This window comes from Thalassobaculum salexigens DSM 19539, from assembly GCF_000423805.1.
Classification (GTDB): Bacteria; Pseudomonadota; Alphaproteobacteria; order Thalassobaculales; family Thalassobaculaceae; genus Thalassobaculum; species Thalassobaculum litoreum.
In genome coordinates, this window is record NZ_KE384094.1 from 170,027 (window position 1) to 190,058 (window position 20,032).

The 20,032-nt window shown below is 67.1% G+C and carries 16 protein-coding genes; 7 read left to right on the top strand and 9 right to left on the bottom strand.

From position 1 onward, the window contains the following. The first annotated feature begins 71 nt into the window (after nucleotides 1–71). The 4 genes from G578_RS0116025 (at nucleotide 72) to G578_RS0116040 (ending at nucleotide 5,615) form a co-directional block, all read left to right on the top strand. Nucleotides 72–1,532 carry a M48 family metalloprotease gene (locus G578_RS0116025; protein ID WP_051244918.1) on the top strand — a complete coding sequence of 487 codons (1,461 nt, stop codon included), beginning with the start codon at nucleotides 72–74 and terminating at the stop codon, nucleotides 1,530–1,532. Between the two features lie 148 nt (nucleotides 1,533–1,680). Further along, complete coding sequence (locus G578_RS0116030; RefSeq protein WP_051244919.1) at nucleotides 1,681–2,811, top strand: CPBP family intramembrane glutamic endopeptidase; 1,131 nt, start codon at nucleotides 1,681–1,683, stop codon at nucleotides 2,809–2,811. 34 nt (nucleotides 2,812–2,845) lie between these two features. Beyond that, nucleotides 2,846–4,366, top strand: a complete 1,521-nt coding sequence (locus tag G578_RS0116035; RefSeq protein ID WP_156907357.1) for a B12-binding domain-containing radical SAM protein — start codon at nucleotides 2,846–2,848, stop codon at nucleotides 4,364–4,366. A 4-nt stretch (nucleotides 4,367–4,370) separates the two neighbouring features. After that, on the top strand, nucleotides 4,371–5,615 hold the full coding sequence (locus G578_RS0116040; RefSeq protein WP_028795108.1) for an SAM-dependent methyltransferase: 1,245 nt from the start codon (nucleotides 4,371–4,373) through the stop codon (nucleotides 5,613–5,615). On the opposite strand, the gene G578_RS0116045 is transcribed toward G578_RS0116040, so the two are convergent. Continuing rightward, the gene (locus G578_RS0116045) at nucleotides 5,605–6,642 is read right to left on the bottom strand and encodes a glycosyltransferase family 4 protein (protein WP_028795109.1); all 1,038 of its coding nucleotides are present in this window, start codon (nucleotides 6,640–6,642) and stop codon (nucleotides 5,605–5,607) included. The genes G578_RS0116040 and G578_RS0116045 overlap by 11 nt on opposite strands. Nucleotides 6,643–7,307: 665 nt before the next feature. On the opposite strand from G578_RS0116045, the gene G578_RS0116050 reads away from it, so the two are divergent. After that, entirely contained in the window at nucleotides 7,308–8,534 is a 1,227-nt protein-coding gene (locus G578_RS0116050) for an MFS transporter (protein WP_169400868.1), read from the top strand. A 164-nt stretch (nucleotides 8,535–8,698) separates the two neighbouring features. Here the strand turns inward: G578_RS0116050 and G578_RS0116055 are convergent, their stop codons facing one another. The 5 genes from G578_RS0116055 to G578_RS0116075 all read right to left on the bottom strand — a co-directional run bounded on the left by G578_RS0116055 (nucleotide 8,699) and on the right by G578_RS0116075 (nucleotide 12,644). After that, complete coding sequence (locus G578_RS0116055) at nucleotides 8,699–9,583, bottom strand: RNA polymerase factor sigma-32 (RefSeq protein ID WP_028795111.1); 885 nt, start codon at nucleotides 9,581–9,583, stop codon at nucleotides 8,699–8,701. Nucleotides 9,584–9,793: 210 nt separating this feature from the next. Further along, nucleotides 9,794–10,651: a hypothetical protein gene (locus tag G578_RS26665; protein ID WP_051244920.1), complete on the bottom strand. Its 858-nt coding sequence runs from the start codon at nucleotides 10,649–10,651 to the stop codon at nucleotides 9,794–9,796. A 261-nt stretch (nucleotides 10,652–10,912) separates the two neighbouring features. Further along, nucleotides 10,913–11,410 carry a CarD family transcriptional regulator gene (locus G578_RS0116065; protein WP_028795112.1) on the bottom strand — a complete coding sequence of 166 codons (498 nt, stop codon included), beginning with the start codon at nucleotides 11,408–11,410 and terminating at the stop codon, nucleotides 10,913–10,915. 382 nt (nucleotides 11,411–11,792) lie between these two features. Then, nucleotides 11,793–12,131 carry a ferredoxin FdxA gene (gene fdxA, locus G578_RS0116070; RefSeq protein WP_028795113.1) on the bottom strand — a complete coding sequence of 113 codons (339 nt, stop codon included), beginning with the start codon at nucleotides 12,129–12,131 and terminating at the stop codon, nucleotides 11,793–11,795. A 45-nt stretch (nucleotides 12,132–12,176) separates the two neighbouring features. Next, the gene (locus tag G578_RS0116075; RefSeq protein WP_028795114.1) at nucleotides 12,177–12,644 is read right to left on the bottom strand and encodes a tellurite resistance TerB family protein; all 468 of its coding nucleotides are present in this window, start codon (nucleotides 12,642–12,644) and stop codon (nucleotides 12,177–12,179) included. Nucleotides 12,645–12,742: 98 nt separating this feature from the next. On the opposite strand from G578_RS0116075, the gene G578_RS0116080 reads away from it, so the two are divergent. Continuing rightward, nucleotides 12,743–13,456: a DUF938 domain-containing protein gene (locus tag G578_RS0116080; protein WP_245565635.1), complete on the top strand. Its 714-nt coding sequence runs from the start codon at nucleotides 12,743–12,745 to the stop codon at nucleotides 13,454–13,456. Nucleotides 13,457–13,657: 201 nt separating this feature from the next. Then, nucleotides 13,658–14,788 carry a sensor histidine kinase gene (locus G578_RS0116085; protein ID WP_028795116.1) on the top strand — a complete coding sequence of 377 codons (1,131 nt, stop codon included), beginning with the start codon at nucleotides 13,658–13,660 and terminating at the stop codon, nucleotides 14,786–14,788. 116 nt (nucleotides 14,789–14,904) lie between these two features. Here the strand turns inward: G578_RS0116085 and G578_RS0116090 are convergent, their stop codons facing one another. The 3 genes from G578_RS0116090 to G578_RS0116100 are packed head-to-tail and all read right to left on the bottom strand — an operon-like array spanning nucleotide 14,905 to nucleotide 19,913. Continuing rightward, nucleotides 14,905–16,095: an aminotransferase class V-fold PLP-dependent enzyme gene (locus G578_RS0116090; RefSeq protein WP_028795117.1), complete on the bottom strand. Its 1,191-nt coding sequence runs from the start codon at nucleotides 16,093–16,095 to the stop codon at nucleotides 14,905–14,907. A 33-nt stretch (nucleotides 16,096–16,128) separates the two neighbouring features. Further along, on the bottom strand, nucleotides 16,129–16,563 hold the full coding sequence (locus G578_RS0116095; protein ID WP_028795118.1) for an RNA-binding S4 domain-containing protein: 435 nt from the start codon (nucleotides 16,561–16,563) through the stop codon (nucleotides 16,129–16,131). After that, on the bottom strand, nucleotides 16,560–19,913 hold the full coding sequence (locus G578_RS0116100) for a helicase-related protein (RefSeq protein WP_038015132.1): 3,354 nt from the start codon (nucleotides 19,911–19,913) through the stop codon (nucleotides 16,560–16,562). Before G578_RS0116100 ends, G578_RS0116095 begins: the two co-directional genes overlap by 4 nt. Nucleotides 19,914–20,032 lie beyond the last annotated feature (119 nt).

The window sequence follows — 20,032 nt, forward strand, 5'->3', positions numbered from 1 at the left end:
CGGCAAGCGGATCTTGGGCAAGGTTTCGGCCTGCCATATCGTTGCCACGACCAGATGTAGGGTACACTCGCATGATGGCTTCGCTGTTCAAACGCACGCTCCCCGTTCTCGCCGTCCTGGCCGCCGTCTCGGTCGGCGCCTGTTCCACCAACCCGGCGACGGGCGATCAGAGTTTCACGGCGTTCATGTCGCCGGAGGACGAGAAGCGGATCGGCGCGGAACAGCACCCGCAGATCCTGGAGGAGTTCGGCGGGGCCTATCAGGACCCGCAGCTCAACGCCTATGTGAACAGCATCGGCGCGCGGATGGCGTCGGTTTCCGAGCGGCCGGACCTGAACTTCACCTTCACCATCCTCGACAGCCCCGTGGTCAACGCCTTCGCGCTGCCCGGCGGTTATGTCTATGTCAGCCGCGGTCTGCTCGCCCTCGCCGACAACGAGGCGGAGCTGGCGGGCGTTCTCGGCCACGAGATCGGCCACGTCACCGCCCGCCACAGCGCCGAGCGCTACAGCCGTTCGGTCGCGGTCAGCCTGGGCGCCGGCCTGCTCGGCGCGGTCACCGGCCAGCGGGCCCTGTCGGATCTCGCCAATCTCGGCGGCGGCCTTTATCTGAAGAGCTACAGCCGGGAGAACGAGTTCGAAGCGGATTCCCTGGGCCTGCGCTACATGACGGCGGCCGGTTACGAGCCGAGTGCCGTGGCGCAGTTCCTCGCCAGTCTCGGCGCCCAGACAGACCTCCAGGCACGGCTGAGGGGGGCGGAAAGCAGTTCCAATGATTTCAACCTGCTGGCCACCCACCCGCGCACCCTTGACCGGGTCCGGGAGGCACAGCAGGCGACCGGCTCCCTGGCCCCGGGACGGGTGGAGCGCGAGCCCTATCTGCGTCAGATCGACGGGATGCTGTACGGCGACGATCCGGAGGAAGGGTTCATCCGCGACCGGACCTTCATCCATCCGACCCTGCGCTTCCGCTTCGTCGCCCCGCCGGGCTTCACCCTGATCAATTCCTCCGACCGGGTCGAAGGCCGACGTGGCGACGAGATGGCCATGGTCTTCGACGGGGTACGCGAGACGTCGGGCATGCCGATGTCCCAGTACCTGCAGCGCTGGGCGCAGAATGCCCGGCTATCCGGCCTGCAGGACATCACCGTCAACGGCATGAACGCGGCGACCGCGGCGGCTGCGGTCCAGACCCAGCAGGGCGTTGCGAACTACCGGCTGATCGCGATCCGCGCCGACAGCAGCCATGTGTATCGCTTCGTCTTCCTGGGCAGCGCCGGCACGCTGGCCGCCAACGACGAAGAGCTGCGTCGCACCACGTACAGCTTCGAGCGCCTGAGCGAGGCGGAAGCCTCGTCCTACCGGCCCCTGCGCCTGCAGGTGGTCCAGGTTCAGCCGGGCGACACGATCGACAGCCTTGCCGCCCGCATGCCGCAGGGACCCGAGCAGCGCGCCCGCTTCCAGGTGCTGAACGGTATCGACAGCAACGCCCAGCTTCAGCCGGGCATGCTGGTCAAGCTGGTGGTCGAATAGCCGGCAGCCGCCGTTAAAGCCCGTTGCATTCACGTTGGACCTAAACCCGGCCTGCTCTTTCGCCGGATGCGCGGCTGGCACGGAGCCGTCGATCTCGGCGTGGGACGGCGCTACCCTCGGTGGGCACCAGCGCGAAAGAGACAATCGCATGAACGGGTCGAGCCCTCTCCAGGTCCTGCCGACAGCCATGACCGAGGATATCGTCGCCTCGTCCCGGGACGGCATCGTCACCATCGACCCGGAAGGACGGGTGACGACCTTCAACGCGGGCGCGGAGGCCATCTTCGGTTTACAGGCCACCGACGTGGTCGGGCGGACGGTGGCCGAGGTCTTTCTGCCCATCGAGGGGCTGGACGACTTCACCGATTGCGTGCTCGAGGCGATCCGGCAACCCGAACGACCCCATGTCGCCAATATCAGCCTCGACGGCCCGGACGGCGTGCTTCACCTGAGTGTCCGCGCAGTCCTGCTGCGCCGGAAGGGATCCGGCGACCGGATCGGCGTCCTGGTGACGATTTCCGACGAAAGCGAGCGCGTGGAGCTCCTGGAGAGGACCGCCAGGCGGGAGGTGGAACGTGCGGCGACCGGTCGGTTCATCGTTGCCATCCTGACGATCTTCAGCGTGTTCACCCTGATGCTGGAGCCGATGCAGAGACTGGCGCGGGAGCGGTTTTTCGATCTCGGTCCGGTGATCGCGCTTCTGACGCTCGTGGTGATCGCCTTCCTGATCAACCGCTGGATCACGCCGTCGTCGCAGACGGTCGGCCTGATCCGCCCCAAGCGTCGGGATGTCGTCGAAGCCGTCGTCTGGTCGGTCGGTTTCTGCGTGGCGATGACCGTCTTCAAATACGTGCTGCTCTCCCTCGCCGCCACATCCGACGGGGCGCAGCGGCCCCTGTTCAGCTTCTTCGTGCTGGACGACGGCACCAAGGTGGACAGTATCGAGCTCTACGCGCTCGGCCTGGGGATCTATCTGCTATCCGTCCTGTTCCAGCAGTTCGCGGTCCGATGCGCCATTCAGGCGCCGCTGCAGAGCTTCCTGACCGGGGTTGTCGGCTATGCCGGCTGGATAGCGAACGGGATCGCCACGCTCCTGTTCGCCGTGCTGCACGCCCATCTCAATCCCCTCGTCTCCCTGGCCGTGATTCTGCCGTCGCTTCTGTGGGGCTGGCTGTTCATGCGCTCCGGCAGCATCGTGCCGCCGATCATTTCCCACACGATCATAGGCGTTTACGCTATCTTCGTTCTCGGCATCTTCGCTGGGTTGGATCAGGTCTGAGCGTCGGGACGCCGCGCGGGGACAGGGCAGCGATATGACACCGAGCAGGCGTCCGAGAATTCTGATCGTCAATGCCTATGTCGACCCGTGGCGGTCGGCGGCTCCCACCCGCGGGTTCGTTCCCCGCGCCATGGCTCCCTATTATCTGGCTGGCAGGTTCTGCCGCGACCGGACGGATGTGCGGGTCTACGACGAGGTCCATCACGGCGCCCTGCTCAACCGGAAGGTTCATGGCTGGCCGGATCTGGTCATTCTTACCGGCCTCACCGTCGCCTTCGATCGCGCCCGCCAGCTCTCGGCCTATTTCCGCGACGCGCGACCCGATGTGGCCGTCGCCATCGGCGGCCCGATCGCCCGCGCCCTTCCGGCTCTGTGCGAGGAGGTCTTCGACCATGTCTGCCAGGGCGACGTGGAGTCCATCGACACCCTGATCGACGACCTGCTCGGGTCGGGCTTTCGCGCCGAGGCGCCCGCCCCCCGCTTCGACATGGCCGCAGGCCTCTCCGGTCTCGGCTATGTCGAAACCACCAAGAACTGCAACTTCAACTGCGCCTTCTGTTCGCTGACCGGCGAGAGCCGGCCCTACGAACCCTATTCATCCGACGACATAGACCGGCAGTTGGACGCGGGAGGGCGGCGCCTGTTTCTGGCCGTCCTGGACAACAATTTCTACGGCAACAACCGCCAGGATTTCGAGCGGCGGGTCGACCTGCTCGGCACCCGGTGGCGGCGCGGTGCGTTCCGGGGTTGGGGCGCGCTGGTCACCGGCGATTTCTTCAAACGACCGGAGAACCTCGCCCTGGTGGCAGCCAACGGCTGCAAGGCTTTGTTCTCCGGCGTGGAGTCCTTCGATCCGGCGGTGCTGAAGAGCTATAACAAGCGCCAGAGCCTGTCGTCCGACCCCTATACCGTCTCGCGGGTCTGCGCCGAGCACGGGATACACTTCGAATACGGAATGATGCTCGATTTCACCCAGCAGACGATTGCCGAGGTGGACGGGCAGATCGACGCGCTGCTGGGCCATACCGACACGCCGCTGCCCGGACTGCTGTCGCTCACCATTCCGATCCTGGGTACGCCCTATTTCGACGAAGCCGCGTGCGCGGGTCGCCTGATGCCGAACCTTCGGCTCTGCGATCTCGACGGACAGAAGCTCGTCGAATGGCCGAAGGAGCCGCTCGAGCACGTCGTTCCCTATCTCGCCGATCTGCTGCGGTTTCGCGGCCGGAAACGGGCGCTCATCCGGCATGCCGTGCGCCATGCATGGTCGCGCCGGGCCTCCTTCGACACCGCGCAGTCGCTGATGAGCCTGCTCGGTCCGCTGACCAGGTTCGGCGGCATCCCGAGGGTCGGCTCGCTGTCGCAGATGCGCCAGACATGGCGGGAAGCGCCGCGGACCTACTGCGCGATGACCGACCCGTTGAGCGTCAGCTATCGTCCAACCCACCGCCTCGCCGCGAAATTCGCCCGCGACTTCGAACCACTCCATGTCACCGATGGGGAGGGCAGCGTCACCCAGGAGGTCCGTGCCGCGCAGGGCCGGCCGGGAGGCTGACGGCATGAACCGGCACTTACCGACAGGCGGCCCAGTGCCGAGCGCCGCAGGATCGTATTCGGTCGGCCTTACCGGGCTCGACCCCTGGACCCGCACCGCGTTCGGCCTGTTGCAGCGCCTCGGCGTCGGCCGGTTGTCCGTGACCCTGGCGGACGGCCGGCGGGTTGACTTCGACAGCGGCGTCCCCGGCCCGGACGCCGTGCTTCACCTGCGGGACCGCACCGTCGTGAAGCGGTTCCTCGTCGGCGGCCACCTGGCCTTCGCCGAGGCCTATATGGACGGGGCGGTGGAAAGTCCCGACATCGTCGCCGTGATCGAGCTGTTCGAGCGGAACAAATATATCTTCAACCAGGGAAACCCGGACGGGCTGCTGCGCATTCTGACCCGCCGCCTCCTACACTGGCTGAACCGCAACAGCCGCCGGGGCAGTAGCCGAAACATCGCGTTTCATTACGATCTGGGCAATACCTTCTACGCCCTGTGGCTCGACCCCTCCATGACCTACTCGAGCGCCGTCTTCTCCGACGGCGCCGCGGATCTCGAGGCGGCGCAGGCGGCCAAGAACCGCCGCCTCGCCGCCAAGCTCGGGTTGCGGCCGGGCCAGCGGGTTCTGGACATAGGCTGCGGCTGGGGCTCCTTCGCGATCCATGCCGCGCAGGAGCATGGCGTGCAGGTGCTCGGGATCACCCTGTCGCGCGAGCAGCATGCCTATGCTGCCGGCTGGGCCGAGCGGGCCGGTCTGTCGGACCGGGTCAGGGTCGAGGTCCGGGATTTCCGCGACGCCGTCGGCCGGTTCGACGCTGTCGCCTCGATCGAGATGTTCGAGGCGGTGGGAGAGGCCTACTGGCCCGACTTCTTCCGGCAGCTCCACGATCGGCTCAAGCCCGGCGGCCGCGCCGCGCTGCAGGTCATCACCATTGCCGAAGAGGGGTTCGCAGACTATCGGGCGAACCCGGACTTCATCCAGCGCTATATCTTTCCCGGCGGCATGCTGCCGACCCGGCGGCACCTCGTCGACCTGGCCCGGGCGCACGGATTGGACATCGAGTCCGAGGAAGCCTTCGGCCTGGACTACGCCCGGACGCTCGCCTGCTGGCGCAGCCGGTTCCACGCCCACTGGCCGGCCATCGAACGCCAGGGTTTCGACGCCCGCTTCCGGCGCATGTGGGACTATTACCTTGCCTATTGCGAGGGCGGCTTCCGAGGCGGCTTTATCGATGTCCGCCAGATCTCCTTCGTCAGACCGTAGCGGGAACCGTCCTGTGCGCCGCCTCGGCGACCAGCGCGTTCTGCAGGAACTCCCGCGCGCTCAGCCTCCAGCTGAACCGAAGCGCGTGTTCGCGGCAGCGGTCCCTTGGAATGCGCAGCGCACTCAAGGCCGCCTGCCGAAGATCCTCGCTCAGAACGCCGACGCCGCTGTCCCCGACGATGTCCCGCGGCCCGGTGACAGGATAGGCGGCCACCGGCACGCCGCAGGACAGGGCTTCCAGAAGGACCAGACCGAAGGTGTCCGTGCGGGACGGGAAGACGAACACATCGGCGCTGGCGCATAGCCCGGCAAGTTCCGCTCCCTGCTTCTGACCTGTGAAAACGACGTCCGGATATGTCCGTCGCAGGCGCGCTAGGCGGGGGCCATCCCCGATCACGACCTTGGTGCCGGGAAGCGCCAGATCCAGAAACGCCTCAATGTTCTTCTCGATCGCGACCCGAGCGATGGTGAGGAAGATGGGGCGCGGCAGGTGATCCGGCAGGACCGACTGGCCGATCGGGCGGAACAGGTCGGAATCCACCCCCCGCGACCAGCGCATCAGGTTCCGAAAGCCGCGTCCTTCCAGGTCTTCCATGAGTGTCTCGGTGGCCACCATGCACCCGGATCCGAAGTTGTGGAAACGGCGCAGCCACGCATAGGACCATCGGAGCGGCAGCGGCCAGCGCGCCGCGAGGTATTCGGGAAACCGCGTGTGGTAACTGGTCGTATAGGGAACGCCGATCCCCCGCGCGGCGGAGGCCGCCAGCAGTCCCAGCGGTCCCTCGGTGGCGATGTGCAGGTGGTCGCACCCGTGCTCCAGGATCCGCTTCCGCACGGCGGGTCTATGGGTCAGTGAGAGCCGGATTTCCGGGTAGCTCGGACACGGGATCGTCGGGAACTCACTCGGCGAGAGGATCTCGACGCGCACGCCCATCGCCGTCAACTCGCCGATGACGCTTTCCAGCGACCTGACAACGCCGTTCACCTGCGGTGTCCAGGCATCGGTCACGATGAGGATCGATGTCATCGCAGCGCAACGTCCCCTGCCGCGACGGAACCGTGGATGAAAGCACGAACGGCGACAACACCGCGTCGGCCCGTTGGTCTCTGCTTCGTCCGATGCTTAGAGATGGCTTCGGTTGGCACTCTATCCGGCCCCTGTCGGCTCGATTGTCGCGGCGAGACCAAAACGCCGGTCGATAAAGGCCAAAGCGTCTGAAGAAAAGTTATCGCCTATCAGCGTCGTTCCCTCCAACAGCATCGGTCTCTGCAGAGCCGGTATTGAGCTCTTACGCAGCAACAAAGGCAATCAGCCACATACTATGCGCGGACCCTGCCATGACATTTGCGACCCATAGCGGCCACGCGCAGCATTGCTCCTTGCAGCCCGAATTGGTCGTTCACGATAAGCGCGCGACGAGAAATTCGGACCGCCCAATTGATCCGCCATCGGCCGAAATCTCGTCCGCCGCCACGGGAAGAGGTTTGGCGTCGGTGGCCCGAGCGTCTTCGTCGGATCGGGCAACGTCGACCGAGAGCGTCAGCAACACAGCCGTGCCGGGCGTTGCCAGCATCGACGTAGAAGCAGCGATTCAGGTCTTGGCCTGAACGCCGCCAGAGCATCTACTTCGAGCCGACGCGACCCGCCGTGACACCGCCCGGCGTGCGCCTGGACCAACGATAAGAAACGCGGTGGAGGAAAGCGGTTTGGGGCAACCCGCGGGAAGCCGGCGTGGCTGGCTGCTGGCAGAGCCGGACTATCGGCGCCTGTGGCTGGTCGGGCTGGTGGTGTTCGTGGTCCGCTGGCTTGAGATGCTGGCCGTCGGGGTATTCGCCTATCAGGCGACGGAATCGGCATTCCTGGTCGTCATGCTGACCATGCTGCGGCTGCTGCCGATGGGGCTGTTCGGCGCCGTCCTCGGCGCCGTCGCCGAGCGGCTCGAGCGGCGCAGCGCACTGATCCTCGTGGTGCTGGCGATGATGGCGAGTTCGCTCGCCATCGCGATCCTCGGCTCCCTGGGCCTGCTGGAGGTCTGGCACCTGGCCGTCGCCAGTTTCGTGAACGGGCTGGGCTGGGCGACGGATAACCCGGTGCGGCGGATGATGATCGGCGACACGGTCGGCCCCGAGCGGATGGGCCCGGCGATGTCGCTCGACGTCGGCACCAACAATGCCAGCCGCATGCTGGGGCCGACGGTGGGTGGGCTGATCCTGGCGACGGCCGGGATCGCCGGGGTATTCTGGCTGGGGGCAGCGCTATACGCGATCGCGCTGGTGGCGGCGCTGCGCATCCGGATCCGCAGCCGGACCGGCGTCACGGATACCGCACCGGTGCTGCAGCGGGTCCGGGAGGGCTTGGCGTGGGTGCGCGGCGACCGTCGGATGACCGGCGTGCTGATGGTGACCGTGATCTTCAATATTTTCGGCTGGCCGTGCCTCAGCATGATCCCGGTGCTCGGTAAGGACCATCTGAATCTCGGGCCGGAGGGCGTCGGGTTGTTGGCCGGGATCGACGGTGTCGGTGCCTTCCTCGGAGCCCTGACGATCGCCGCGTTTTCCCGCACCCACTGGTACACACGGGTCTATGTCGGCGGCGTCACCCTCTTCATGGCCGGCTTGATCGCGTTCGCGACGGTGCCCTTGGTGGCACTGGCCGGCGGCGCCCTGCTGCTGGTTGGCATCGGCGGCGCCGGGTTCAGCGTCATGCAGGCCACCCTCGTCTACCTTCATGCCCCGGTCGAGATGCGTGCCCGCCTGCTCGGCCTGTTGTCGGTGTGCATCGGTGTCGGGCCGGTCGGTTTCTTCTATCTCGGTTTCCTCGCCGAGGCCGTTGGCGCGCAGACGGCGACCGTGGCGCTCGCAGCGCAAGGCCTGCTGGCGATCCTGGTGGCGCGCCGATGGTGGCAGGCGATCACGTAGGCATCACCGCCGACGACGCTCTCTACCGCGCAGCCGATGCCATACAGAACGCGGTCAGTTCGGCGGTGAGCCGCGTGTAGCGCGATGCGTCATGCCCACCTCCTCTCGTCGTTCGGCGTGAGAGGCAATCTGGGCTGACTTCGGCCGCTTTCGTAGCGGCGGGATCAGGCCTCCAGCAACAGGTCGCCGGTCCGCTCGACGCGATGGGACAGACGGTCGCGCAGCTTCATCAGCGCCCGGTGCTCGAGCTGACGCACGCGCTCCTTGGACACGCCGAGCTCCCGGCCCAGTTCTTCCAAGGTCGCTCCCTCCTCGCTCAGACGGCGCTGGTCGATGATCGTGCGCTCGCGCGGCGACAGTTCCGCCAGCGCCTCCGCCAGCCACTTGGAGCGGGTGGAGGCATCGCGCATGCCGGTGACCACCGCCTCGGGGCTCGGTCGCTCGTCCGCCAGAAAATCCTGCCAGTCGTCCTCGCCGGTCTCGGAGATCGGGGCGTTGAGGGACTGGTCGTGGCCCGACAGGCGCATCTCCATCGCCTCGACCTCGCGGCGGTCGACCTTCAGCTGGGTCGCCACGTACATGCGGCCCTCGTCGGTCATGCCGCCGTTGGCGGAGCTGCTGATCTTGGCCCGCAGGCGCCGGAGGTTGAAGAACAGCGATTTCTGGGCCGCCGTCGTCCCGGTGCGCACGATCGACCAGTTGCGTAGGATGTAGTCCTGGATGGCCGACCGGATCCACCATCCGGCATAGGTCGAGAACCGCACCTCGCGCTCCGGCTCGAACCGGGCGGCCGCCTGCATCAGGCCGACATTGCCCTCCTGGACGAGATCGCCTATGGGCAGGCCGTAGTTGCGGAACTTGCTGGCGGTGGACACCACCAGCCGGGTGTAGGAGCGCACCAGCTCGTGCAGCGCCCGCTCGTCGCCCTCCTCGCGCCAGCGGCGGGCCAGATCGAACTCGTGGTCACGTTCCAGCAGCGGTTCCTTCATCGAGGCCTTGATGAAGGCGATGTTGGCGCGCTGGGTCTCCGGGTCGTCGATATAGGCCATTGCCGCCCCCTGTGTGGTTGGCACCCGCTGGTGTCTGACACCCGTACTGCGGTTCTTTTTAGCCTTTCATACGCACTTCAGCGGAAATCGGATCATATCCGGGACCCGATTGACATGAAAAAATTGCTGCGCTGCACAAGGTTCTGCGCCGCTCAAGCAAACGTGATCGGAGTGGAAAATCCGTGGGACGGAATTGATGCGCTCTGCGCGTCAGCGGGCCGCGCGCAGGGGGACCACGGTCTCGCTGGGCACCGCCTCGACCCAGTCGAGGAGGCGTCCGTCCGTCGACAGGCACGCCGCGCTCAGCGCCCCGCCCCGGCCGCATCCGCTGTCGATGCACAGCGTGCGGTCGGTTTCCTTCGGCCCGCCGCCCTGGGGATCGTAGCCCCGGACCAGCTTGGCGAAGGACTCGTATCCGGCCGTCTCGGCCTGCTCGAAACCCTTGCTGCCCCACCAGAACGCGTCGCGCTGATCGAGCAGCGGCCGAGACGGGTCGATGCCGGTGTTGACGAACAGCACCCCGTCCGGGCCGGTACAGGCGAAGCGGCGGATCTGTCCGAACCACGTCTGGTGCCCCGGCGAGGCGTGCACGCCGGCCTTCAGGCGGCTAGTCCAGCGCGTCAGGGCGACCATGCCCTCCTCGGCGGCCGCGAAGCCCTGGCTGGCCTCGCCGCCATAGGCCGCGAGGGTCGCGCCGAGACCGCGGTCCAGCATCCAGCGCAGCAGGTCCGCCGGCTTCGGCGCAAAGTGGATCTGCAGCAGCTTGTGCCACATCTCCTCCTGGGCGCCGCGCAGGCAGACGATGTCGTCCGGCAGGTAGAGGGGCGGTTGCGCCATCACCAGGGCCCGGAACCGCATCAGCTCGCTCAGGGTCTCCCGGACGTCGCCGCCGCCCAGGATATTGCCGAGATAGACGATCCGGTCGCCGGGCTCGAAGCGGGCGGCGATCCGGTCGTGCAGGTCGCAGAGAAGGGCGGATTCCCCGAAGATCGCGCCGACCGCCCAGACGCGCCTGGCGCCGGACAGATCGACGTGACGGTCGGAGGCGGGGAGACAGGATGTTGTCACGGCCGGGGGGGCCTCGCGCTCGGGTGAACGAGTCATCCCACCCCAATACCATTTCCGAGTCGCGCGTCAACGCACCACTCGGTCAGCCCCACCGCGAGTCGCGATTTCCGATTCCCGGGATTCTAGTTAAGTGCAGGATTTCGCTGGCAGAGTTGAGGGCGAACGCCTTCGCATACTATGTGCCTCACCCCGGAACGCATGCGGGCGGCCCGAAGGCCGCCCGTTGCATCACAATGGCCGATTCGCGCTGCCTTGGCGGGATCAGGCCGCGTCCATCAGCTTCTCGAGACGGTCGATCGCCGCCTCTTCGTCGATCTTCTCGATCTTGGCGAACTCGCGGGCGAGACGGTCGATCGCCGCCTGATACATCTGCCGCTCGCTGTAGGACTGTTCGGCCTGATTGCTGGAACGGCGCAGGTCGCGGACCACCTCGGCGATGGACACCGGATCGCCGGAATTGATCTTCGCCTCGTATTCCTGCGCGCGGCGGCTCCACATGGTCCGGCGCACGCGCGCCCGGCCCTTCAGCTTGGCGATCGCCGCATCCATCTGCTTGCGGCTGCTCAGGCGCCGCAGACCGCTGGTCTTGGCCTTGGTCAGGGGGATGCGCAGGGTCATGCGATCCTGCTCGAAATCGATCACAAGCAGTTCAAGTTCAGTCCCGGCAATGGTCTGGGTCTCCGTCCCCTTGATCAGGCCCACACCATGCGTCGGGTACACGACAAAATCGCCAGTGTTGAACTCGTTCTTTTTTGTCATGGGTGATTTTTCCACGTCTTCTGCCATTCCGCCCTCTTTAGCCACCGAAATTGCTCCCACCACACACAGACAACAATCACTTGCCGATCCAAAGGATCGACTTCCCCAAACAGCCGATTACCACGCGATCAACACGAGAGACGGTCGAAACATATGGTCGTTTCGTAGATGGTCCCACGTTTTGCGGGGGTGCACTGGTCCTCGTCGGCTTTTTCGACCAGCGCGATGGTGTGAACCTTACCACAAAAACGCGGCGAATGGTAGCTTACAGGCAGGCATGCGCATGCAGGGCCCGAGCTTAACCGACGCCACCATTAGATCAGATATTTGTGACCGGAGTCTTAAAGTCGCGGACGAAAGTCGTCGTGGAAATTGATGCCGGTCAGCTGCCCTCGCCCGGGTTGGCGGAGAAATACTTCTCGTACTTGCCGGCCTCGTCCTGAAGCTTGTCGGCGTCCAGCATCGGGTCGGTCTTGCGGGTGATGTTCGGCCAGATATCGGCGTACTCGGCGTTCAAGGCCAGCCACTTCTCGGCGGCGGGCTCGGTATCCGGCAGAATCGCCTCGGGCGGGCATTCGGGCTCGCACACGCCGCAGTCGATGCATTCATCCGGGTGGATGACCAGCATGTTCTCGCCCTCGTAGAAACAATCGACGGGGCAGACCTCAACACAGTCAGTGTACTTACACTTAATGCACTTCTCATTGACGATGTAGGTCATGCGGGTCTCCGGCGCGCGGTTGACGTGGCTCTTTAGCGTAGCCGGTCAACCAACTTCAAGACCGAGCTTTGCGAGCGCCCGTTTTCGCGCCTCTCCGCTCTCCCGGTCGGACACGTACAACAGCCCGGAAAGCCGCCGCATGAGCTGGCCTTCGTAGTCGTGGAGTTCGCCATCGGCATAGACGACCTCCCACAGGGCCTCCATGAGATCGATCCGCCCTTCCTCGTCCATACGATCCTTGACCGTTCGGATCAGGCCGTAGAGATCGACCATCTCGTCCGCGGAGTTCACGGCTTCGTCCAGCGTCCGGTCGATCTCCTCTCGGGACACGTCGAACCGGTTGCAGAGGTGGTCGGCGACCACCGCGCGCTCCTGCGCCTCGAAGCTACCGTCCAGGGTGGCCGCCCGCGCCAGCAGGACCGCCACGGCCGTCGCCAGGGCGTCTTTCGGGGCGGCAGAGGGTGCGCCGCCGGCATCGATGCTGTTCATGAAGGCCTTCAGGCGCGCGAGCATGGGCGAGTTCCATTCTGGTTCCGAGTTTGCGACCGGGTCATACTCATCCCGGTTCCGGCGCTCCCCGTTGCCGGATCGTGAGTACATAGGTTGCAATCATGGATCCGTCAGCCCCCTCAACACCCGGCAACGCAGGTCGGGAGACCCCGGCCCGCGGGATCGGGTTCGATGCGGTGATCGCGGCCGAGACGCCCGATGGCGCCATGGACGCGCCGGCAGCGCGGCGCAACGCCCGGCCGCTCCTGGCCATCCTCCAAGCCGAATTGCCGCCGACGGGCACGGTGCTGGAGATCGGCTCCGGCACGGGACACCATGCCGCCGCCTTCATCCAGGCGCTGCATCCCCGCCGCTGGCTGCCGACGGAGACCACCCGGGAGCGTCGTGACAGCATCGCGGCCTGGACGGCCGTCCTGCCGCCGCCGGCGCCGCGTCCGATGGCGCCCCGCGCGCTCGACGCGTCCGCGGACGCCCAGGCTTGGCCCGTGGCGGATTGCGCCCCGTTCACCGGCATGCTGAGCGTCAACGTGATCCATATCGCGCCCTGGAATGTGGCGCTCGGGATCTTCGCCGGGGCTATGCGGTGGCTTGCGCCCGGTGCGCCGCTGATCCTCTACGGCCCGTTTCACCGGGACGGCCGATCGATGAGCGACGGCAACTCCGCGTTCGACGCCGACCTGCGGCGCCAGGATGCGCGCTTGGGAATCCGCGATCTGGAGCGGGACGTCCTGCCGGCGGCGGCCGAGGCCGGCCTGGCACCGACCGCGATTCACGAAATGCCGGCGAACAATCTGTGCGTCGTCCTGCGCGGCTGATCCGTTCCGCACATCACCGCGTATAAAGGGTTTCGGGGGAGGCAGTTCTCCCGCACGCCCTTGGTCATGCCTTCGCTGCTCCCCGTATCCTCATGGATATTTCGACCCGATGGCTGACGCGCAAGCGACATCAGCCGGCTTCGGTTATGGGGCTCGGACGAAGGGCTGATCGTAACCTTTCTAGACAAAGCGACTGGTTCCATGAAGTTCTATGACTGGATGAGCCGCCTTCCCCTGCCCCGCATCTATCTTGTGAAGATCCTGGCCGTCAGTTTCGTCGGGGTGCATATCCCGATGATTGGTGCGGTTGCGTATATTCTGCTGTCCGCAGACATCGCCCTGTCCGACACCATCGGCGTTCTGGTGGCCCTGCTGGCGGCGACCCTGGTCGGCACCGTGGCGACGATGACCATGCTCTACTTCCTTCTGGCGCCGGTAACCCGGGCGGCGTCCGCCCTGCGCGCCTACATGGAGGACGGGGAGGTCCCGTCGCTGCCGACCCGCTACGACGACGAGGCCGGCATCCTCCTGGCCAATGTCCAGGAAACGGTGACGCGCCTCGACACCGCCCTCGACGCTGCCCGTACCCAGCGCGAGGAAACGGTTCGCGGTCACCGGAGCAAGTTCCAGGTTCTGGCCGGCATGAGTCACGACCTGCGCACGCCCTTGAACCACGTGATCGGCTTCGCCGAGGTGATGACGACCGAGGCGCTCGGCCCCCTGGGCAGCCACCGCTACCGCGACTATGCAAGCGGCATCCGCAACAGCGGCGAGGACCTGATGACGACCCTGCAGACGATCCTGGACCTGAGCGCCCAGGAGGCCGATCCGGAGAACCGCGATGTCGCCCGCGCGGTCGTCGATCTGGGCGCCGCCGTCGGCCAGGCGGTCCGGCTGAGCCATTTCCACACCGAGCGCTGCGGGACTCTGGTCGGTGTCGCCGTCTCGGGCACAGACACACATGTCTCGGTCGCGGACGAGCGTTCCCTGAAGCAGATCATCCTGCACGCGCTGCAGGTCGCGATCGGTACCAACGAACCCGCCGGACGCATCGACGTCAGCCTGACGGAGACGGCCGACCGCGCGGTGCTGACCATCGCCAGCGACCTGCCCTGGGGGTCCGGCGACGTTCCGCCGGAACTGAGCGATTCGGCCCCGCAGGAGAGTTTCCCGTCCTCCACGCCCGCCGCGCTGCGCCTGTCGCTGGTGAACTCGCTCGCGCTCAGCGCCGGAGCGTCCGTCGCCGTGGAGACCGGGGACGGCGGCGCACGGTCGCTCACGCTCACCTTCGAGCGGGCCGACCCGCCGATCCGGGCGCCGATGGCAGCCTAGTCCCAATCACGGTCGGATAGAGGCGTCTGATCGAGTAATTTTTCTCCATCTTCAATGAATTAAGGCACGATCGGTTCGGATCGCTTCGATCTGGATCGATCGTGCCCTGACGGGCGTCACCCGGCAGTGCCGAGGGCGCGCACCAGATCGTCGATCTCCCGCTCCAGGGTGATGTAGTGGACGCTGGCCCGCACCGCAGTGCCGATCCCGCGGCGGTCGTAGCCCACCCGGGCGCCGCTGTCGCCGGACACGCTGACATTGATGCGATGGGCCTTCAGGCGCCGCTTGATGGCATCGGCCTCCTCGCCCGCCTTGCGGAAGGTGACGATGCCGCATTTCTCCGCCCCCTCGTCCAGCACCTCGACACCGTCCACCGTGGCCAGGCGGTCGCGCAGGGCCTGGGCGAGCGGCTGCACCCGGTCGCGGATGGCCTCCACGCCCCACCCGAGGGCATAGTCGATCGCCACCCCCAAGGCGGCCTTGCCGGCGAAATGGCACTCCCAGTTCTCGAACCGGCGGGCGTCGCCGCGCATCACGTACTCGCGCTCGTTGATCAGTTCCGCGGCGTGCTGGTCGAGCAGCGGCGGGTCGAGACGCTCGATCCAGTCGCCACGCACGTAGAGGAACCCCGTCCCCCGCGGCCCGCGCAGGTATTTGCGCCCCGTCGCCGACAGAAAGTCGCAGCCGATCTCCCGGACATCGAGGGGGATCTGCCCGGCCGACTGGCAGGCGTCCAGCAGGTAGGGCACACCGTGCCTGCGGGCGACCTTGCCGACGGCGGCCGCCGGGTTCACCAGCCCGCCGCCGGTCGGCACATGGCTGATCGAGATCAGTTTCACCCGCTCGTCGACCATGCGGTCCAGGGCCGCCACGTCGATCTGGCCGTGGCTGTCGTTCGGCACGATCGCCACCTCGCACCCGGTGTGCTTGGCGCGGTGCAGATAGGCGATCATGTTGGAGCCGTATTCCGACTCCGTGGTCAGGATGCGGTCGCCCGGCCCGAGATCCAGGGCATAGAAGGCCATGTCCCAGGCCCGGGTCGCGTTCTCGATGAAGGCGACCTCGTCGCGCCCGCAGTTCAGCAGGCGCGCGGTGGCGTCATAGAAGTTGTCCAGCTTGTCCTGATAGCGGTCGACCGTCTCGTAGCCGCCGCGGAACTCCTCCTCGCGCTGCCAGCCGATCAGCGCATCGGCGACCGGGATCGGCATCAGCGAGGAGCCCGCATGGTTCAGGTGGGCCATGCCCTCGCAGCCCCGGGTCTCGGCCCGGGCCCGGTCGACATCGATGGGCGCTGATGTGGTGGACATGCGTAACCTCCCTGGCGCGGTGTCGCGCGGAGGCTAGCGGCCCGAGCCGTTATCGTCCAACAGACGTTCGATCGCCCGCCGGTCCCGCTTGGTCGGCCGACCCGCCCCCCTGTCCCGGCTGGGGCCGCTCGCCCTGAGCGGCGCGGCGTCCGCGGGGTCGGCACTGCGTTCCGGAATCGGCGCCAGATCCTCGTACAGGGTGCGCGCCTCCGGTGCCGGCCCGCGCCGGGTCGCCAGGGACAGAACCTTCACCACGCGCACATGCGGCCCCTGGGGAAAGGTCAGTACCGCGCCGACCCGCACCTTCTGGTGGGCCTTCGACACCACCGTGCCGTCCAGCCGCAGCCGCCCGGCGGCCAGCAGCGCATTGGCGAGCGAACGCGACTTGAAGAACCGCGCGCACCAGAGCCACTTGTCGAGACGCTGGCTCTCGGCGCCGTCGGGAGCGGACGCGTCGTCTCCGCTCATCCGTCCTTCTTGCGCATCGCGTCGCGCAGGCCTGCGAGAGCGGCGAAGGGCGAATCCGGATCGATCTCGCCCCGGCGCTCCGGCTCGGCGGTATGGACCCGGGGCCGGTCGTCCCGGCCGCGGCGGTCGCCGTCCCGCCGGTTCGGGCCCTTGCCGCCACCACGCCGGCGATCCGAGCGCTGGCCGTCACCCTCGCCCTGACGGGCATGGGCCGGCTTGCCGTGCTGCGGCTTGCCCTGGGACGAGCGGTTGTCGGGCCGCTTGCCCTGCCCGCTTCGCTCCTGCCTGTCCTGCCCCTGCCTGTCCTGCCCCTGCCGGTCCTGGGCTGGCCTGTCCTGAGCAGGTCTACCGTCGGCGCGGGCCTCGCCGGCAGGCGCACCCTCGGCCACGTTCTGCCGGTTGCCGCCCTGGCGCTGCTTGTTCCGGTTCGGACGGGGGCGGCGGTTCTCCTCGCGGCGGCGGCGCGCGAACAGCGGCACCATGACCACGGGCTCGGCTTCCGCCTCCGGTGCGACCTCCGCGGCATCGTCCGGCGATGCCGGCTCGGCGGCGACGTCGGAAGCCGCCGCGTCGACCGGTTCCGCGGGGGTCGTGGCCTCGGGATCCGCAGTTGGAGCCGCATCGGGGACCGCTGGGGTCTCCGCCGCTTCCGGCCGCACCTCGGTCGGCGCGGCGTCCGCGGGCTGTTCCCTGGCAGGGGGTTCCTCGGGGGTCGGCGCGCCGACGCTTTCCGGCGCCTCGGCATCCGCGCGCTCGGATCCGGCCTCCGGCCCTTCCACCTCGGCCGGAGCCGCCGGTGTATCGGCGGCGGTCGTATCGGCGGCGGTCGTATCGACAGACTGGGTCTCGACAGGCTGGGTCTCGGCCGCTTCGCCCGGTGTGGGCTCCTCGGCAGCCGTATCCGCGACCGCCGCCTGATCTTCCGGCGCGGCGCTCTGATCCGCCACCGGCTGTTCCGCCGCAGGCTGTTCCGCCGGACGCTCACCCACCTTGCGGTAGCCGAGGTCGTTGAGAATGGCGGTGAAGGTCTCGTGATCGACACCGGCCAGCGACAGCATGTCCGGGTTGATCGCGAACGGGCCGTTGCGGGCCGCCTGACGGATCAGGGCGGCGATGCGCTCGACCATGTCGATGCGGATCGCCCGGCCGCCGAGCCGCTGGTAGCCCAGCGCGATGTCGTATTCCGTCGGCGTCTCCGGCCGGCGCACCACCTGGACCCGGCCTTCCGGCGGCAGTCCCTCCTCGGGGAAGCGACCGTGGAACACGGACCAGAGCAGGCCTCGCAGGGCGACCGGCTTCGGCTTCAGCAGTTGGGGAATGTAGAGATTCTCGGTGCCGAGACGGATACCGACCCGGGCCAGATCCTTGCGGCCCTGATCGTCCAGTTCCTTGACCATCGGCCGCAGGCCCTCGGCCGGCGCGTTGCCCAGGCCCTCGAGCACCTGGAAGACGATGCCGCGCGCGCCGCCGGACAGATCCGAGCGGGCGAGCTGCAGCAGCTGCGGGATAACCGCCTCCAGATGGACTTCCAGCCACGTGCGCAGGCGCTTCTGCACCCGGTCGCGCTGCGGCGGCTCGAGCATGTCGCTCTCGCGCACGCGCACATCCGGGCGCCAGGGCACGTCGCCGGCGACCAGATCGGCCACCGGGGTCCCCCGCCAGAAGAACACGCCATGACCATCCAGACGGAAGACTTCGTCCAGATCGCTCTCAAGCCGGGAGACCCGGCGCGCGATCTCGTCCGGAAGGACGCGCCGCGCCGCCGTCATCACCTGCTTCTCTTCCTCGGTATTCGCGGCGTCGGGCTGAAAGGAGAACCCTTCCAGATGCCCGACACGATGCCCCTCGACCGTTACCGTCCCGTCGCCGGATACGCCCGCCAATATATCCTCCTTACCACCCTTCAGCTTCCGCGACAGAGTCGCCGACCGCCGATCGACGAACCTTAGAGTGAGCTGCTGGTGCAACGCGTCCGATAACCGGTCCTCGATCGCGCGCGCCCTAGACTGCCAGTGACCGGCATCGTCAATCCAGTCCCCTCGGTGAGTAATGTAGGTCCAAGTGCGGATATGTGCGATACGTCCCATCAGGGTATCGATATCGCCCTCGGTCCTGTCGAAACGGCTCATCTGGCCGTCGACCCAGTCGCTCGGCAGCTTCTCCTCAGCGTCGGTCAGGTAAAGATACACCTGCGCGAGGAGGCGTGCATGACTTTCCGTCAGGTGCTTCTGAAAGTCCGGAATCTGACAGACGTCCCAGAGCAGTCGGATACGGGCCGGACCGTTCGCCCGCGCCGCCACCTCCTCCGTCCGGGAGAGGGCTTCCAGCGCCTCGTGATCCTCGCCGTCGCGCTTGCGCGAGAGGAAATCGTGCTCCGGCCAGACCTCCAGCGAGCGCTTCAGGTCGCGCATGGTGGAGAAGTCCAGTCGGGTGTTGCGCCAGGAAAGCTGCTTGAGCGGATCGAACGTATGGCTCTCGATCGCCATCACCGCCTCGTCGTCCAGCGGCGCGCAGTTGCCGGTGACGCCGAAGGTGCCGTCGTTCATGTGGCGGCCGGCCCGTCCGGCGATCTGCGCCAGTTCGGCGGCGCGCAGCCGGCGCGGGAAACGGCCGTCGAACTTGCGGTCCGAGGCGAAGAACACATGGTCGATATCCATGTTCAGGCCCATGCCGATCGCATCGGTGGCCACCAGATAGTCGACCTCGCCCTCCTGGTACATCTGCACCTGGGCGTTGCGGGTGCGCGGGCTCAGTGCCCCCATGACCACCGCCACGCCGCCGCGCTGTCGGCGGACGACCTCGGCGATGGCGTAGACATCGGCGGCGGAGAAGGCGACCACCGCGCTGCGGCGCGGCAGGCGGGTCATCTTGCACAGGCCGGAATAACTCAGCTCCGACAGGCGCGGCCGGGTCTCGAACCGGGCCTCCGGCACCAGGCGCTTGAGCAGCGGGCGGATCGTCTCCGATCCGAGCAGCATGGTCTCCTCGAGACCGCGCGCATGCAGCAGACGGTCGGTGAAGACATGGCCGCGCTCCGGATCGCCGGCGAGCTGTACCTCGTCCACCGCCAGGAACTCGAAGGCCCGATCCAACGGCATCGACTCCACGGTGCAGACGAAATAGCGTGCGTCCGGCGGGATGATCTTCTCCTCGCCGGTAACCAGGGCCACCGCGCGGTGGCCTTTGCGGGCGACGATCTTGTCGTAGTTCTCGCGCGCCAGCAGACGCAGCGGAAACCCGATCACACCGTCGCGGTGACCGAGCATCCGCTCGATCGCAAGATGGGTCTTGCCGGTATTGGTCGGGCCGAGGACGGCCGTGACGGATGCGGCGGGCGAGGCGAGAACCATGGGGGAGATCTACAACGGGCTCGGGTCTATGCAGGCTTCGGCATAACACATATGGGCGCCGGCACAGAGAAGGTCTTGCAGACGTCACCCATCGGCCATATCTCGGTCCCGTCCTGACA

What these genes read in the sequence shown, in the direction of transcription:
- G578_RS0116085 (WP_028795116.1), top strand. Translation starts at nt 13,658, where the DNA reads ATGAAGTTCTATGACTGGATGAGCCGCCTTCCCCTGCCCCGCATCTAT.
- G578_RS0116030 (WP_051244919.1), top strand. Translation starts at nt 1,681, where the DNA reads ATGAACGGGTCGAGCCCTCTCCAGGTCCTGCCGACAGCCATGACCGAG.
- G578_RS0116045 (WP_028795109.1), bottom strand. Translation starts at nt 6,642, where the DNA reads ATGACATCGATCCTCATCGTGACCGATGCCTGGACACCGCAGGTGAAC.
- G578_RS0116040 (WP_028795108.1), top strand. Translation starts at nt 4,371, where the DNA reads ATGAACCGGCACTTACCGACAGGCGGCCCAGTGCCGAGCGCCGCAGGA.
- G578_RS0116025 (WP_051244918.1), top strand. Translation starts at nt 72, where the DNA reads ATGATGGCTTCGCTGTTCAAACGCACGCTCCCCGTTCTCGCCGTCCTG.
- fdxA (WP_028795113.1), bottom strand. Translation starts at nt 12,131, where the DNA reads ATGACCTACATCGTCAATGAGAAGTGCATTAAGTGTAAGTACACTGAC.
- G578_RS0116080 (WP_245565635.1), top strand. Translation starts at nt 12,743, where the DNA reads ATGGATCCGTCAGCCCCCTCAACACCCGGCAACGCAGGTCGGGAGACC.
- G578_RS0116100 (WP_038015132.1), bottom strand. Translation starts at nt 19,913, where the DNA reads ATGGTTCTCGCCTCGCCCGCCGCATCCGTCACGGCCGTCCTCGGCCCG.
- G578_RS0116090 (WP_028795117.1), bottom strand. Translation starts at nt 16,095, where the DNA reads ATGTCCACCACATCAGCGCCCATCGATGTCGACCGGGCCCGGGCCGAG.
- G578_RS0116095 (WP_028795118.1), bottom strand. Translation starts at nt 16,563, where the DNA reads ATGAGCGGAGACGACGCGTCCGCTCCCGACGGCGCCGAGAGCCAGCGT.
- G578_RS0116055 (WP_028795111.1), bottom strand. Translation starts at nt 9,583, where the DNA reads ATGGCCTATATCGACGACCCGGAGACCCAGCGCGCCAACATCGCCTTC.
- G578_RS0116065 (WP_028795112.1), bottom strand. Translation starts at nt 11,410, where the DNA reads ATGACAAAAAAGAACGAGTTCAACACTGGCGATTTTGTCGTGTACCCG.
- G578_RS0116035 (WP_156907357.1), top strand. Translation starts at nt 2,846, where the DNA reads ATGACACCGAGCAGGCGTCCGAGAATTCTGATCGTCAATGCCTATGTC.
- G578_RS0116075 (WP_028795114.1), bottom strand. Translation starts at nt 12,644, where the DNA reads ATGCTCGCGCGCCTGAAGGCCTTCATGAACAGCATCGATGCCGGCGGC.